The following is a 15,018-nucleotide window of genomic DNA, read 5'->3' on the forward strand; positions in this document are numbered from 1 at the left end:
GCTCCGTCTATTGTTTGATCCGCTAATCAATTAACGTGCTTTCGCGCAATCGCATCCCAGATACGGGGCCGCGAGCTCATCATGAGAACGCGCCCAGTGCGACGGAAGGGCCTCTGTGGTCGGGATTTTGAAGCGGGCCTGGATACCGCTACTCATCGTGGTGGTGGTAGCGGTCGCCGGTGCCGTGGTCTACCGGATGCACGGTTTCTTCGGATCGAACAACGAGATCACTCGGCCTGGTGCCGGTCTGGCGCAGGACGCTGAGCCGTTCAACCCCAAGGTCGTGACCTATGAGATCTCCGGAACTGAAGGCGCTGTGGCGACCATCAACTACCTCGACCTCGATTCGAACCCGATACGGGTCGACGACGCAGTCCTGCCCTGGTCGATCACGTTGAAAACCACCAAACCGTCCGCAGGCGCGACCATCATCGCCCAGGGTGACGGCGACCGGATCAGCTGCCGCGTCATCGTCGACGACGAGGTGAGAGACGAGCAGACGTCGACTGGAGTCAACGCTCAAACCTCGTGCTTGGTGAAGTCGGCATGAGCGATTCCAAGATCAGCCGTTCCGGGGTTCCGCGGTTTCTGCGCCTGTTCTGCGTCCCGGTCCTCTTGGCCTGGCTGGCGATCACCGCTGTCGTCAACGTCGTGGTGCCTCAGTTGGAGGCTGTGGGAGAGGCGAATTCGACGTCGCTGGCTCCGGACGACGCGCCGTCACTGCAGGCCACCAAGCTGGTCGGCGAGCTGTTCGGCGAATACGACTCCAACAGCTCGGCGATGATCGTCCTGGAAAGCGACAAGCCCCTTGGCGCCGAGGCCCATCAGTACTACGACGGCCTGGTCGCGGACTTGAACAAAGACAAGACCCACATCCAGCACATCCAGGACCTCTGGAGCGATCCGCTCACCTCGTCGGGTTCGCAGAGCGCGGACAACCTGTCGGCCTACGTTCAGCTGTACCTCGCCGGCAACCAGGGTGAGACGCTGGCGAACGAATCGGTCCAGGCGGTGAAGGACATCGTCGCCAAGCATCCGCCGCCACCGGGTCTGAAGGTGTACGTCACCGGTTCGGGGCCGTTGTCCTCAGACCAGCAGCACGCGGGCGACAAGAGTCTTCAGCTCGTGACGGCGCTGACCATGGGGGTCATCATCCTCATGCTGCTGCTGGTGTACCGCTCGATCGTGACCGTGGTCATGGTGATGCTCATGGTGCTGCTCGAACTGGCCGCTGCACGGGGCGTGGTCGCGTTCCTGGGTTACTACCACATCATCGAATTGTCCACCTTCGCGGTGAACCTCCTGACGTTGCTAGCCATTGCGGCGGCCACCGACTACGCCATCTTCTTCGTCGGCCGCTACCACGAGGCGCGCAATCTCGGCGAAGACCGTGCGACTGCGTTCTACGTCATGTACCACGGCACCGCTCACGTCGTCCTGGGGTCCGGACTGACCATCGCCGGCGCGACACTGTGCCTGCACTTCACCCGACTGCCTTACTTCCAGACCCTGGGCATACCCCTGGCGATCGGGATGTTCGTCGTCACGATGTCAGCGCTCACCTTGGCGCCGGCGTTGTTGACCATCGTCTCCAGGTTCGGCTTGCTCGACCCCAAGCGAAAGACCAAGACCCGAGGGTGGCGGCGAGTCGGGACTGCGGTCGTCCGGTGGCCGGGCCCCATCCTGGTCGGCTCGACCGCGATCACCCTGGTGGGTCTGCTGGCGCTACCGTCCTACACCACAAGCTACGACGACAAGCGCTACCTTCCGTCGGACGTCGAGGCGAACGTCGGATACCAAGCAGCGCAACGACATTTCCCGCAGGCCCGGCTCAACCCCGAGATACTGATGCTGGTGGCCGACCACGATCTGCGCAACTCCACCGACATGCTCATCGTCGACAAAGTCGCCAAGGACGTTTTCCACCTGCCCGGAATCGCCCGAGTGCAGACGATCACCCGACCGCTGGGCACACCGCTCGACGGCACCTCCATCCCGTACATCGTGGGCCAGCAGGGGGTCAACCAGAAGCTCAGCCAGTCCTATTCGCAAGCCCGCACGGCCGATCTGTTGACGCAGGCCGCCGACATATCCAAATCGATCGACATTCTGCGTCAGCAGTTGACCCTGCAGACGCAAAGCGCCGACGCCCAGCAGGAACAAGCCGATCTCTTGAAGCAGACGGTGGCGGTGACCAACAAACTGCGGGACCAGATCGCCAACTTCGACGACTTCTTCAGGCCCATCCGGAACTACTTCTACTGGGAACCGCACTGCTACGACATCCCCATCTGCTGGACACTGCGGTCTTTATTCGACGCGCTCGATGGAATCGACCAACTGTCCGGCCTGCTCGGGCAGACGACGGCCAGCCTCGACAAGATCAACGCTCTGCAGCCCAAACTGCTTGCGCTGCTTCCTCCGCAGATCGCGACCCAGGAGAACAACCGCAATCAGATCCTGACCAACTACGCGACGCAGGAAGGTCAGCAGAAGCTGCAGGACAGGCAGCAGTCGGACCCCAACGCCATCGGCAGAGCCTTCGACGAATCCAAGATCGACGACACCTTCTATCTGCCGCCCGAGGTCTTCGACAACCCCGACTTCAAGAGAGGCCTCAAGCAATTCGTATCGCCGGACGGCAAGGCGGTGCGGTTCATCATCTCCCACCAGGGCGATCCCGCGACGCCTGAGGGAATCTCGCACGTCGACCAAATCAAGAACGCCGCGTTCGAGGCGATCAAGGGCACTCCCCTGGAAACCTCGAAGATCTACCTCGGAGGTACCGCCGCGACCTACAAGGACATGCGCGACGGGTCCAATTACGACCTCATGATCGCCGCGGTCTCGGCGCTGTGCCTCATCTTCGTCATCATGTTGATCATCACCCGAGCAGCGGTCGCCGCACTGGTGATCGTCGGCACCGTGGCGCTGTCGCTGGCCGCGTCGTTCGGGCTGTCGGTCTTGTTGTGGCAACACGTGATCGGCCTCGAACTGCATTGGATGGTGCTGGCCATGTCCGTCATCATCCTGTTGGCGGTGGGGTCGGACTACAACCTGCTGCTGGTGTCGAGGTTCAAAGAGGAACGCGACGCCGGGCTGAACACGGGCATCATCCGGGCGATCGCGGGCAGCGGAAGCGTGGTGACCTCAGCCGGTCTGGTGTTCGCGTTCACGATGATGTCGTTCGCGATCAGCGACTTGAAGGTGATGGCCCAGGTCGGAACCACCATCGGGCTCGGTCTTCTCGTCGACACCCTGGTGATCCGATCCTTCATGACACCGTCGATAGCGGCGCTGTTGGGTCGATGGTTCTGGTGGCCACAGAACGTTCGGACTCGACCTGCCCGCCGGCCTGGCGTGATGGCATCGGCCGGGTCGGGTGGACGGCCCGAAACGTAAACGGGCACTTAGCCGGTCGGGCAGGTCGACGCCGCGTCACGCAGCGCTGCCGCCGAGGGCGCGTCCACCGGCAGCGCGTAGCCGCGCAGCACCGCGATGAACTGCATGGCGTACTGGCAGCGGAAGGCTGTGTTGGGCGGCATCCACGTCGCCGGTTCACTGTCGCTCTTGTCCTGGTTGGCTCCTCCGGCGACGGCCAACAGATTCGCGGGATCGTTGGCGAACCGCAGGCGCAGATCGTCGGTCCAGTACCTGGCGCCGAGATCCCATGCCAGGGCCAGCGGCACGATGTGGTCGATCTGGACCGACGCCCCGGTCTGCTCGCCTCGCGTGAATGCGACCTCTGCGTTGGTGTAGGGATCGTGAAGCAGACCCGTCGCCACGGCGTTGGGGCATCGCTTGATGGACACGTAGGACTTGTCGACGAGGTCGCGATCGAGGATGTCGTTACGGGTGTCACAGCCGTTGTGGCCACCGGGTGCGGAGTTGTCGTCGGACCAGCTGTCGCCGAACGCATCCCGCCGGTAGTCGTAGCCGCGGATGCGCAGCGGTATCAGGGCGATACCGGCGAGCACGTCGACTCCGGGTGTGACAGTGGGGATGTCGGCGCTGGCGATGAACTGCGAGCGGTCGATAGACGAATGGGTGGCCTGAATGGCGACGAGCACCGCGATGGCGACGATTGCAGCCAGCCACAGCAGGCGCTTGCGGTTCACGCCTTTTCCAGATACTCGATGCGGTCGGTGTCGACGAACGGCGCCGCCAGCATGGCCATCCCGGGGTCGTCCGGATAGTTCTCGTATCGGAAGTCACAGAAATCACGCGCGGTGAGAATGAGGTCGAGATGGTCGAAGAGTGACAGGAAGCGCAAGGTGATGGCACGCCCGGACTGGTTGTAGCCCAACACATCACCCTCGCGTCGCTCGGCGAGATCGAGGTCGGCGAGTTTGAACCCGTCGAGCGTCGAGGCGACCGCCTTGAGGCGATCCCCCGCCTTCGAGGTCTCGGGTAACTGGGTGACGAGCAGACACAGACTGGGATGTTCGCCCCGGCCGATGCGACCGCGCAGCTGGTGGAGCTGGCTGATGCCGAACCGGTCGCCATCCATCACCAGCATCACCGTCGCGTTGGGAACATCGACGCCGACCTCGATCACGGTGGTGCAGACGAGGACATCGATGTCCCCGGCGCGGAACGCCGCCATCACCGCGTCCTTTTCGTCGGCGGAAAGCCGGCCGTGCATGAGCCCGAGCCGCAGTCCCGACAGCGGGCCGTGCCGCAGCCGCTCGAACAACTCGACGACAGTCGTTGCGGGTGGGCCCTGTTCCTTGTCCTGGTCGCGTTTCTTACCTCGGCCCTTGGGGCTCTTGTCGTCTTCGTCGATGCGTGACGCCACGACGTAGGCCTGCCGGCCTTCGGACACCTCCTCGGTGATCCGTTGCCACGCGCGGTCGAGCCAGGACCGATGTTCCTTGAGAAAAATGGTGTTGGTGGTGATCGGCTGACGGCCTCGTGGGAGTTCACGCAGTATCGACGTCTCGAGGTCGCCGAAGTGAGTCAGCGCGACAGTGCGCGGTATCGGCGTCGCGGTCATCACCAGCAGATGCGGAGTGACACCCTGCGGCGCCTTGGCCCGCAGCCGGTCTCGTTGTTCCACACCGAACCGGTGCTGCTCGTCGACGACGACCATGCCGAGGCGCCCGAACTCGACGGCATCCTGCAGGAGCGCGTGCGTTCCGATCACAATGCCCGCTTCGCCGGAGGCGACTTCGTCGCGCACCTGCTTCTTCTGTTGCGGCGACATCGATCCCGTCAACAACGCGATCCGCGTCCCCTTCTCGTTGCCACCGAGCTGTCCGGCCATCGCCAGCGGGCCGAGCACACTGCGAATCGATCGGGCATGTTGGGCGGCAAGGACTTCCGTGGGGGCCAGGAGCGCACATTGATACCCGGCGTCGACCATCTGAAGCATCGCAAGGACCGAGACGATGGTCTTGCCTGAGCCGACCTCACCCTGCAACATCCGATTCATCGGTCGACTGCCCGTCAACTCGGCGCTCAGAACCTCGAGGACATCCTTTTGACCTTCGGTCAGTTCGAACGGCATTTGGGTACGCATCTGGGCGACCAGACCGTCGTCCGTCGGGGCTGCGACCGGCCCGGCCTCACTCAGCTCGCCGAACCTGCGCTGCGCCAGCGCCCACTGCAGACCGATGGCCTCGTCATATGTCAGACGCGCGATCGCGGCGTCGCGTTCCGCCACTTTCTCTGCGGTGTGGATCGCGCGCAGCGCTTGGTCCTCGCTGACCAGATTGTGTTCCCGCAGAAAAGAATCCGGCAGCGACTCGTCGATCGGGTCCAGGACGTCGAGCACCTGGCGCACGCACGCGTAAATGTCCCAGCTCTGCACCTTGCTGTTGGCAGGGTAGATCGGGAAGAAGTCACGGTCGAAGACGGAGAGCAGTTCCTTCTCGTCGGATGTCCCTGTCGCCTGCGCAATGACCCTGAGCGATCGCGTTCCGGCGACCCTGCCGTCGTCGTGGATCACCAGAAACGCCGGGTGTGTCAGCTGCATCGTGCCTTTGAAATATCCGACGTCGCCCGACAACATCACCCGCTGGCCCTTTTCGAGGGTCTTCTTGATGAACCTCACGTTGAAGAAGGTCGCGGTCACCTTCGGCTTGCGGTCCCCGATCGTGACGACCATGTACTCACGCTTCGGCGAACGATTCGTCCATCTGAGCTCCACGTTGGTGATGCGGTCGACGAACGTGACGTGTTCGCCTTCCTCGAGTTCCTCACCTTCAAGGGCCGTTGTCATCTCGTCGCTGTACTTGCGCGGGTAGTGCCGCAGAAGGTCATTGACGGTGCGCATGCCGAAGTGCTCTTCCAGCATGTCCGCTGATTTCTTGCCGATGACGAAGTCGAGCCGGTCGGTCAGCTTGGCCACGGTTACTCGACGCCGATCAGCAGAGCGTCACCGCGATGGCCGGTGTGGTACGTGACGAGTTCGGCGCCGAGGTGTTCGCGATGGACGTGTTCTGCCAGCGCCTCGCCGACCGCCGCGTCGATGCCCGCCCCGGTGAGCACGGTCACGAGTTCACCGCCGGCTGCCAGCAGCAGGTCGATCAGACCGGCGCCGGCCGAGGCGAGGTCCTTCCCCACGATCAGCACCTCGTCCCCTGAGATGCCCAGCCCGTCACCGGGCTCGCAGGTCCCCGCCCACGTCAGCGCCTCCTCCGTCGCGACCCGGACCGATCCGTGCCGGGCGGCCGCAGCGGCGCGCGCCATCGTGTAGCCGTCGTCGACGGCTTGGCGGTCTGCCTCATGCATCGCCAGTGCGGCCAGACCTTGCACCATCGACGCCGTCGGCACCGGCACGACGTCGATTCCCCAGCCGATGGCGGCGGTACAGCCCGCAACCAGTTCCTCGGCGGCCACGTATCCGTTCGGCAGCACCATGATCTGCGCCGCACCGGTGTTGACCAGCGCATGAAGCAAATTCTTTGCACTGACGGGCCCCTGTGCGTCGAGTTGAAGGACGTGCGCGCCCTCACCCACGAACAATTCCTCGGCGCCGGAACCGTCCACGACCGCGAGCACGGCCCGCTCCCTGGCCCACCCTCCTGACGGCCGCGCACCATCCGCGCCGGTGAGAGATGTGATCTGGATGCGGCTCAGCGTCCCGAGCGACAGTGCCGCCTCGACCGCGGCTCCGGCATCGTCGGCGTGCACATGTACGGAGTACTGGCCTGCGCCGGTCGTCGTCGCGATCGCCACCGACTCCCCGAGCCGGTCCAGACGCCTGCGAAGCGCGTCCACCCCCGCGGCGTCGCAGCCGCTGAGCAGGTACATCACCTCGAATTGCGGCACGGCGGACGCGGCAGTGGCGACGGCGTGGTCATGCGGTGGGGCGGGCACATATTTGTCGCGGGGCCGGGTGTGCCCGGTCAGCGTGGCGCTCATCGCGTCCAGCAGTACCAGCAGCCCCCGCGCGCCTGCGTCAACCACGCCGGCCTCGGCCAGAACGTCGAGTTGCCCGGTGGTCTTGGCCAGCGAGACAGCCGCGGCGTCACCGGCCGCCGAGACCACGTCGGCCAGCCCGGAGTCATCGGCGGCCGCATGCTCGGCAGCGCCTGCGGCATCCTGCAGCACCGAGGTGATCGTGCCGGGAACGGCTTCACCCATCGAGCTGACGACCAGGGCGACGGAATGCCGCAAAGCGGCCGCGAAAAGTGCTCCACCGATGTCTGAGAGTGCGCCGTCCCGGTCGGCGGCCGCCGTCGCGGTGACGTCGCCCAGCCCGCGCAGGATCTGGGACAGGATGACACCGGAGTTCCCGCGCGCGCCCTGCAGCGCGCCGCGGGCCAGCGCGGCGGCGACTTCGACGACGTCGTCCGAGCCCGCCAGAGCGTCGGCCTGTGCCCACGCCGCACGCATGGTGAACAGCATGTTTGTGCCGGTGTCGGCATCGGCGACCGGAAAAACGTTGAGGAGGTTGATCTCGTCGGTGTGGGTGATGAGGTCACCGACGGCGGTGTGCGCCCAATCCCGCAATGCCGAGGCGTCAAGCCGCCGGTCCGACATGCCCACCTCCAGCCCGCTGTGGCGGCACCCGTTGGCTCGAGGCGTCGCCGTGCGCGCAAGCCTATCCACTCCTGCTGACAGCCCCGGTCGAACGTTCGCGCCTGTGGAGACCATTTTGGTGATCCCCGCAGCGGCCGGTATCCTGGTCAGGTTGTCGGGTCGACCCGTCGCCGGTCGCGGCGGAAACCCAGACCCCCAAGTACTGATTCTGAGGAGTTCTACATATGGCTGCCGTGTGCGATATCTGCGGGAAGGGCCCCGGCTTCGGCAAGTCGGTGTCGCACTCCCATCGCCGGACCAGCCGTCGGTGGGATCCGAACATCCAGACCGTGCGCACCGTGACTCATCCCGGTGGCAACAAGAAGCGTGTCAACGTGTGCACGTCCTGCATCAAGGCCGGAAAGGTCTCGCGCGGCTGACGCGCTGACCTCACCGCGAGAGGCTAGGGAAGTCGCCAGTCGATCGGTTCGGCGCCCATCTTCTCGAGTAGTTCGTTGGCGCGACTGAACGGTCGCGAGCCGAAGAAACCGCGCGAAGCCGACAACGGCGACGGATGCGGCGACTCGATCGCCGCGCAGTCGGTGCCGTCGAGCATCGGCTTCAACGTTGACGCATCACGGCCCCACAGCACCGCGACCAGCGGTTGCTGCCGCGCGACGAGGGCCCGGATCGCACACTCGGTGACCGCCTCCCATCCCTTGCCCCGATGCGATGCCGGGGTCCCGGGTGCAACGGTGAGCACCCTGTTCAGCAGCATCACCCCGCGTTCGGCCCACGGCGTCAGGTCTCCTGTCGCGGGTGTGGGATGCCCCAGATCAGCGGTGTACTCGGTGAAGATGTTGGCCAGGCTGCGTGGCAACGGCCGCACCTCGGGCGCCACCGAGAAGCTCAGGCCGACGGCATGGCCCGGCGTCGGGTACGGGTCCTGGCCGACGATGAGAACCCGAACACGTTCGAACGGGAAAGTGAAGGCGCGCAAGACATTCTGACCGGTGGGCAGATAGCGTCGGCCCGCCGCCAGTTCCGCGCGCAGGAACTCCCCCATCTGGCCGACCGCAGGTTCCGCGGGTTCCAGCGCGCGCGCCCAGCCTTCGTCGACGAGTTCATTCAGCGGTCGTGCGGTCACGATGGGTCAACTTAGCGTGCGCCGTCGTTGTCGAACGATTGCCATCCCGGATCCCCGTGCCACTGCTCGCCGTCCACTAGAACCCGCGCCGGGCCATCGAGCACGCGACCGATCACCCGCCAGCCGGCGGGTGGCGAACCTGGGAACGTCGCGACCAGCGAATGGTCCTCACCTCCCCCGAGCACCCAGACCAACGGATCCGCCGCCACGGCGGCGCCCGCTGCGGTGAGAGGCGCGCCCTCTGCGCCCAGCGCGTCCGACGACAGATCGATACCCACACCCGACGCCCGCGCGATGTGGCCGAGGTCGGCCACCAGTCCGTCGGAGACATCGGTCATCGACGTCGCACCGGCGTCTGCCGCGACGCGGCCCTGCCCGTACGGCGGCTCGGGCACCAGATGACGATGACGCAGCACCTCGAAACCCTCGATGTCGTTGAGCAACAGGGCATATCCGGCGGCCGACCAGCCCACGTCACCGACGACGGCAACGGTGTCACCGGCGCGAGAACCGTCGAGACGGATCGCCGCACGGCCGCCCAGATCACCCAGTGCGGTCACCGAGATCACCCACTGCGGTGCCGTCACCAGGTCACCACCAACGATGCCCGCACCCAGCAGTCCCGCCTCGTGCCACAAACCATCGGCCAGCTCGACCGCATCCGCGGCGGGCGTGTCACCGGTGGCCCCGAATGCGACGACGAACGCTGTGGCCGTCGCACCCATCGCCTCGATGTCCGCGGCGTTCTGTGCGATCGCCTTGCGGCCGACATCGTGTGGCGTCGACCAGTCCAGCCGGAAATGGCTTCCCTCGACGAGCATGTCCGTCGAGACCACCACGGCGCCGTCGCGCGCCAGCACCACCGCCGCGTCGTCGCCCGGCCCAAGCGCCACCACCTCCGGCTGCGTCCGGCCCGCGACGAGCCGGTCGATCACGGCGAACTCGCCAACCCCGGCAAGCGTCTCGGGGGGCTCATCGCTCACCATGTCGCCTCCCCTGAGCTGCGGTACGTTTGGTCCCTGCGGCGTGGAGTCTATGCAGCCAGGAGGGAGGACAGCCGGGTGGTCGAGGCTTTCATGCTGATCCAGACCGAAGTGGGCCGCGCAGAAGTCATCGCCAAGCAGCTCGCGGGCCTACCCGGCGTGTTGTCCGCCGAATACGTCACCGGCCCCTACGACGTCGTCGTGCGAATCGGCTCGCAAAGCCTCGACGAACTGCAGGCCAGCGTGGTTCCCAGTGTCCAGCAGGTCACGGGCATCACCCGCACGCTGACCTGCCCGATCGCCAACGGAGTGCGCCCCTAGAGTTTTGGGCGTGGACACCGAAACCCGCGACGGCCCACCCCGGGCGCTGATGATCGGGGCGATCGTGGTGGCCGTCGGCGCCGTCGTGGCGGTCCTGGTCGTGGCGGCGATGCGACAGAGTCCCGCCGCCGAACAACCGGTCGCGATCGTCTCGGTGCCTGCGCCGCAAGCAGACAGCGCAGACTGCCATGCATTGGTCGACGCACTTCCCGAACGGCTCGGCGACTACCAGCGCACCACCGTCGCCGACCCCGCACCGCCGGCAGCCGCGGCGTGGCGTACGGCGCCCGATGCAGAGGCTGTGATCCTGCGGTGCGGTCTGGACCGGCCCACGGAGTTCGTCGTCGGCAGTCCCCTGCAGGTCGTCGACGCGGTGTCGTGGTTCCGGGTGGGCGAAGCAGGGGCGGGCGAAGAGCCCGGCGGCGACCCGATCGCCGACCAAGGCCGCAGCACGTGGTTCGCGGTGGACCGTCGGGTGTACGTCGCATTGACACTGCCCGCAGGGTCGGGTCCGACACCGATTCAGGAGATTTCGCGATTGATCGCGAAGTCGTTGCCTGCCAAGGCCGTTGACCCCGCGCCAGTGCGTTAGCGCAGACCTGTGCCACGTTTCTGAGCGGTCTCGACCATGGTGGCCAGCAGCGTGGGATAGTCGATGCCGCTGGCCGCCCACATCCTCGGATACATCGAGATGGTGGTGAATCCCGGCATCGTGTTGATCTCGTTGATGAGCGGGCCGTCCTCGGTCAGGAAGAAGTCGACGCGGGCCAGACCTTGGCAGTCGATAGCCCGGAACGCCCGAATCGCCAACTGGCGCACCTCATCTGCGATGGAGTCGTCAACCTTGGCCGGCACGTCGAGCTCGGCGGCGTCTTCGAGATACTTCGTCGCGAAGTCGTAGAACGAGTCCTCGCGTCCGCGCACACCCGCGACCCGGATCTCTCCGACTGTGCTCGCTTCGATCCGGCCGTCGGGGAATTCCAGTACCCCGCACTCCAATTCACGTCCGCCGATCGCGGCCTCGACAATCACCTTGGGGTCGTGGCGCCGGGCCAGCTCGATCGCCATGGGCAGCTGATCCCACGCCGTCACCCGACTCACCCCGATAGACGATCCGCCGCGGGCGGGTTTGACGAACACGGGCAGTCCGAGTCGTTCGCGGTCCTCCAGCGTCACCGTCTCCTGCGACGGTCGCAGCACGGCTTGGTCGCCGATCGGCAGACCCTCGGCGGCGAGCAGCTTCTTCGTGAACTCCTTGTCCATCCCCGTTGCGCTCGCCAAGACACCGGCGCCGACGTACGGCACACCCGCCAGCTCGAGCAACCCCTGGATGGTGCCGTCTTCGCCATACGGACCGTGCAGCACCGGGAACACGACGTCGACGGCGTCGAGCACCTCGCCCGCGCCTTGGCCCACTGACAGCAGCTGACCGCCTCGCCCAGGATCGGCGGCAAGGGCAAGCTCCGTACCCGATGCGCCCGTGACCTGCGGTAACTTGCCGTCGGCGATAGCAAGGGTGTCGGGCTCGGCGTCGGTGAGCATCCACGCCCCCTCCGGGGTGATGCCGACGGCGATCACCTCGAAGCGCTGCGGATCGAGATTACGGATGATGCTTCCTGCGGAAACGCAGGAAATAGCGTGCTCGGAGCTGCGTCCGCCGTAGACGACGGCGACGCGAACGCGTCCGGTCGCGTCGGGGTCTTTGCGGGCAGTCACAACCTAGAGAGGCTACCGCCCAGCCTCGACAGGGGCCGCTTCAATACGTTGACCTGCAGTTTCATCCCAATGCCTGCTCGAAATCGGCGATCAGATCGTCCGTGTCCTCTATACCCAGCGAGATGCGGGCGAACCCATCACCGACCGGATCGCCCCAGCGGGCGCGGCGGTCGACCGAAGTGTGGATGCCGCCGAAGCTCGTCGACGCGATCAGAAGTCCGCTGCGCTCGACGAGTTTGTACACGGCCTCGGCGTTCTCCAGCTCGATCGCGACCAGCCCCCCGAACCGCTTCATCTGCTGCGTCGCGATCTGATGCGAGGGGTCTTCGGGCAGGCCCGGATAGCGGACCGATTTGACAGCAGGATGAGCCCGCAGCATCACCGCGAGCGCCTGCGCGTTGTGACACTGCCGTTCGAACCGCAGGCCGGCGCTCCCGAGGCTCCGCAGCACCAACCATGCTTCGAACGGGCCGAGGATCGGGCCGGCGAGCAGGCGCTCCTGTTCCACCGCAGCCATCAGGTCGGGAAGGCTGCCTGCGACGTATCCCGCGATCAGATCGCTGTGCCCGGACAACGCCTTGGTGGCGCTGGCCACCACGAGGTCGGCGCCCAATGACAGCGGTTGTTGACCCAGCGGTGTCGCGGTCGTGTTGTCGACCACCAGGATCGAACCCCTGCGTCTGCAGTCCATCGCCAACCGGTGCAGGTCGACGACATCGAGCCCGGGATTGGCCGGCGTCTCCGCGAGCACCACGTCGGCGTCGGATGCCGCGGCGTACATCGCGGCACTTACGGCCTCGACCACCGTGACCCCCTGTGGTGCAAGGTATTCCCTTGCATAGCGGCGCACCTGGTTGTAGCCGTCGGCGGGCACCACCAGTTTCATACCCGGTTTGGCGAGCACGCGCAGCACCGAGGTGATGGCGGCCATCCCCGAGCCGAACGTCAGCGCTGCGGCGGCTCCTTCGAGTTCGGCGAGCGCCGATTCCAACTGTCGCCAGGTTGGATTCGAGTAGCGCCCGTACTTGTCCAACGGCTCGGACTCATCAGCCGACAGATGATACGTCGACGCGGGCACCGGCAGCGGTGCCACCGGACTGCCCGGAATCGGTTCCGAACCAACGGCTTTGACGCTGCGGGTGGAATCACCGTATCGGCCGTCCATGATCCCCTACTCCGGTTTGGTGCTGCGCCCGAGCAGGAGCGCAACGGCCTCATATACCGATGCGCCCTTGTGGCAGACCCGATGTACGGCGTCGGTGAGTGGCATCTCGACGTCGTAGCTGTCCGCCAGGGCCAAGACAGACTGGCATGACGCCACGCCCTCGGCGATGTGCCCCTCCGCTGCGCGCAGCGCCGATTCCATGGTGCCGCCCTTGCCCAGTCGTTCGCCGAATGAGCGGTTGCGGGAATGCCGTGATGTACACGTGGCGATGAGGTCGCCGACGCCCGCGAGACCGGCCAGCGTTGCCGGCTTGGCGCCCAACGCGATTCCGAGTCGCATGATCTCGGCGAGCCCGCGGGTGATGATGGCTGCTGCCGTGTTCTCCCCCAGCCCGACTCCCGCCGCCATTCCCGAGGCCAGCGCAATGACGTTCTTGCACGCGCCGCCGACTTCGGCGCCGATGACGTCGGCGTTGGTATAGGGCCGGAAGTATCCGGTCGAGAACGCGCGCTGCAACGTCACCGCCCGTCCCGAGTCGTTGCACGCGACGACGGTGGCGGCCGGTTGTTCGTCGGCGATCTCACTGGCCAGGTTCGGACCCGAGATCACCGCGACACGCGACGGGTCTGCACCGGTGACCTGAACGATCACCTGGCTCATCCGCATCAACGTGTCCAGCTCGATGCCCTTGGCCAGGCTCACGAGCGTGGCGTCATCGCCGATCAGAGGTGTCCACTCGAGGAGATTGGCGCGCAACGTCTGGGCGGGCACGGCCAGAAGTACGGTGCAGGCGCCGGTCAGCGCGTCGACTGGGTCGCTGGTCGCGCGGATCGTCTCCGGCAGTTCGGCGTCGCCCAGATATGAAGGGTTGCGATGTGTGTCGTTGATCTCGGCGGCAAGTTCGGGGCGACGGGCCCACAACCGCACGTCGTTACCCGCGTCTGCCAGCACTTTGGCGAGTGCCGTTCCCCATGCTCCTGCCCCCAGCACCGCCGCGTCGACCACGCCTTCACCCTAGTCCGGTGCGCTCGGCTGGCAGGATGACGTTCATGGGCGGGCCATCTGATGCCGATATCGGGCTGGTGATCGCCGTCAAACGGCTGGCCGCCGCCAAGACCCGGCTGGCCCCGGTGTTCTCGGCATCCACACGCGAGCGCGTCGTGCTGGCCATGCTGATCGACACCCTCACGGCCGCCTCGGCGGTGCCGGCGGTGCAGTCGATCACCGTGGTGACACCGGACGAGGTCGCGGGCGATGCCGCCCGCCAGCTCGGTGCGCGAGTGCTCGCCGACCCGACGCCACCTGGCCATGCGAACCCGCTGAACAACGCCATTGCCGCCGCAGAGGAGAAGGTGCGCGCTGAGACGTCGAACATCGTTGTGCTGCAGGGTGATCTGCCCGCGTTGCAATCTCAGGAACTTAGTGAGGCGATTGCGGCCGCCCGCACCTACCCCCGCAGCTTCGTCGGAGATCGGCATGGCACGGGCACATCGGCGTTGATCGCTCTGGGCGGCGTTGCGCTGGATCCGCGGCTGGGCGCAGATTCGGCTCAGCGCCATCGCGATTCGGGTGCCATCGAATTGACGGGCGCATGGCCCGGCCTGCGCTGCGACATCGACACGCCCGACGACCTGTTAGTGGCTCGTCGCCTGGGTGTCGGCGCGACAACGGCGCAGGCCATCGCCGGTGCCAGGTAACGGTTATCTCATCGCGGTGGC

The 15,018-nt window shown here is 66.0% G+C and carries 14 protein-coding genes; 6 read left to right on the forward strand and 8 right to left on the reverse strand.

Annotation, left to right across the window (positions count from 1 at the left end):
* Positions 1-115 precede the first annotated feature (115 nt).
* Entirely contained in the window at positions 116-550 is a 435-nt protein-coding gene (locus tag AB4Z42_RS06415; protein ID WP_442008303.1) for an MmpS family transport accessory protein, read from the forward strand.
* The gene (locus tag AB4Z42_RS06420) at positions 547-3,402 is read left to right on the forward strand and encodes an MMPL/RND family transporter (protein ID WP_442008304.1); all 2,856 of its coding nucleotides are present in this window, start codon (positions 547-549) and stop codon (positions 3,400-3,402) included. The genes AB4Z42_RS06415 and AB4Z42_RS06420 overlap by 4 nt, the downstream gene beginning before the upstream one ends.
* An 8-nt stretch (positions 3,403-3,410) precedes the next feature.
* On the opposite strand, the gene AB4Z42_RS06425 is transcribed toward AB4Z42_RS06420, so the two are convergent.
* From AB4Z42_RS06425 to AB4Z42_RS06435, 3 genes are read right to left on the reverse strand one after another with little or no spacing between them, the layout of a single operon-like run.
* On the reverse strand, positions 3,411-4,118 hold the full coding sequence (locus tag AB4Z42_RS06425) for an HNH endonuclease family protein (protein WP_442008305.1): 708 nt from the start codon (positions 4,116-4,118) through the stop codon (positions 3,411-3,413).
* Positions 4,115-6,352 carry an ATP-dependent DNA helicase RecG gene (recG, locus tag AB4Z42_RS06430; protein ID WP_442008306.1) on the reverse strand — a complete coding sequence of 746 codons (2,238 nt, stop codon included), beginning with the start codon at positions 6,350-6,352 and terminating at the stop codon, positions 4,115-4,117. Before recG ends, AB4Z42_RS06425 begins: the two co-directional genes overlap by 4 nt.
* Before the next feature lie 2 nt (positions 6,353-6,354).
* Entirely contained in the window at positions 6,355-7,989 is a 1,635-nt protein-coding gene (locus AB4Z42_RS06435) for a DAK2 domain-containing protein (protein ID WP_442008307.1), read from the reverse strand.
* Between the two features lie 224 nt (positions 7,990-8,213).
* Here AB4Z42_RS06435 and rpmB point away from each other — a divergent pair, with 224 nt between their 5' ends.
* On the forward strand, positions 8,214-8,408 hold the full coding sequence (gene rpmB / locus AB4Z42_RS06440) for a 50S ribosomal protein L28 (RefSeq protein ID WP_442008308.1): 195 nt from the start codon (positions 8,214-8,216) through the stop codon (positions 8,406-8,408).
* 23 nt (positions 8,409-8,431) lie between these two features.
* On the opposite strand, the gene AB4Z42_RS06445 is transcribed toward rpmB, so the two are convergent.
* Positions 8,432-9,115, reverse strand: coding sequence for a uracil-DNA glycosylase (locus tag AB4Z42_RS06445; protein ID WP_442008309.1), 684 nt, complete (start codon positions 9,113-9,115; stop codon positions 8,432-8,434).
* 11 nt (positions 9,116-9,126) lie between these two features.
* Entirely contained in the window at positions 9,127-10,101 is a 975-nt protein-coding gene (locus AB4Z42_RS06450; RefSeq protein WP_442008310.1) for a thiamine-phosphate kinase, read from the reverse strand.
* Between the two features lie 75 nt (positions 10,102-10,176).
* Between AB4Z42_RS06450 and AB4Z42_RS06455 the strand changes: the two genes are divergently transcribed.
* Together AB4Z42_RS06455 and AB4Z42_RS06460 are read left to right on the forward strand one after the other, a co-directional pair.
* Positions 10,177-10,419 (forward strand): Lrp/AsnC ligand binding domain-containing protein, encoded by a 243-nt coding sequence (locus AB4Z42_RS06455; RefSeq protein ID WP_442008311.1) that lies wholly within the window; start codon positions 10,177-10,179, stop codon positions 10,417-10,419.
* A 10-nt stretch (positions 10,420-10,429) separates the two neighbouring features.
* On the forward strand, positions 10,430-11,011 hold the full coding sequence (locus AB4Z42_RS06460) for a DUF3515 domain-containing protein (RefSeq protein WP_442008312.1): 582 nt from the start codon (positions 10,430-10,432) through the stop codon (positions 11,009-11,011).
* Here AB4Z42_RS06460 and AB4Z42_RS06465 read toward each other — a convergent pair.
* The 3 genes from AB4Z42_RS06465 to AB4Z42_RS06475 form a co-directional block, all read right to left on the reverse strand.
* Positions 11,008-12,135: a D-alanine--D-alanine ligase family protein gene (locus AB4Z42_RS06465; RefSeq protein WP_442008313.1), complete on the reverse strand. Its 1,128-nt coding sequence runs from the start codon at positions 12,133-12,135 to the stop codon at positions 11,008-11,010. The genes AB4Z42_RS06460 and AB4Z42_RS06465 overlap by 4 nt on opposite strands.
* Before the next feature lie 61 nt (positions 12,136-12,196).
* The gene (locus AB4Z42_RS06470; protein ID WP_442008314.1) at positions 12,197-13,300 is read right to left on the reverse strand and encodes a cystathionine gamma-lyase; all 1,104 of its coding nucleotides are present in this window, start codon (positions 13,298-13,300) and stop codon (positions 12,197-12,199) included.
* Positions 13,301-13,306: 6 nt separating this feature from the next.
* Positions 13,307-14,305, reverse strand: a complete 999-nt coding sequence (locus AB4Z42_RS06475; protein ID WP_442008315.1) for an NAD(P)H-dependent glycerol-3-phosphate dehydrogenase — start codon at positions 14,303-14,305, stop codon at positions 13,307-13,309.
* A gap of 44 nt (positions 14,306-14,349) precedes the next feature.
* Between AB4Z42_RS06475 and cofC the strand changes: the two genes are divergently transcribed.
* Positions 14,350-14,997: a 2-phospho-L-lactate guanylyltransferase gene (gene cofC, locus AB4Z42_RS06480; RefSeq protein WP_442008316.1), complete on the forward strand. Its 648-nt coding sequence runs from the start codon at positions 14,350-14,352 to the stop codon at positions 14,995-14,997.
* The last annotated feature ends 21 nt before the right edge of the window (positions 14,998-15,018 follow it).

Origin of the sequence: Mycobacterium sp. 2YAF39 (genome assembly GCF_052114565.1) — a bacterium.
Classification (GTDB): Bacteria; Actinomycetota; Actinomycetes; order Mycobacteriales; family Mycobacteriaceae; genus Mycobacterium.

Coding starts and splice junctions, on each gene's coding strand:
- AB4Z42_RS06450 (WP_442008310.1), bottom strand. CDS start 10,101: ATGGTGAGCGATGAGCCCCCCGAGACGCTTGCCGGGGTTGGCGAGTTC.
- AB4Z42_RS06420 (WP_442008304.1), top strand. CDS start 547: ATGAGCGATTCCAAGATCAGCCGTTCCGGGGTTCCGCGGTTTCTGCGC.
- AB4Z42_RS06435 (WP_442008307.1), bottom strand. CDS start 7,989: ATGTCGGACCGGCGGCTTGACGCCTCGGCATTGCGGGATTGGGCGCAC.
- cofC (WP_442008316.1), top strand. CDS start 14,350: ATGGGCGGGCCATCTGATGCCGATATCGGGCTGGTGATCGCCGTCAAA.
- rpmB (WP_442008308.1), top strand. CDS start 8,214: ATGGCTGCCGTGTGCGATATCTGCGGGAAGGGCCCCGGCTTCGGCAAG.
- AB4Z42_RS06470 (WP_442008314.1), bottom strand. CDS start 13,300: ATGGACGGCCGATACGGTGATTCCACCCGCAGCGTCAAAGCCGTTGGT.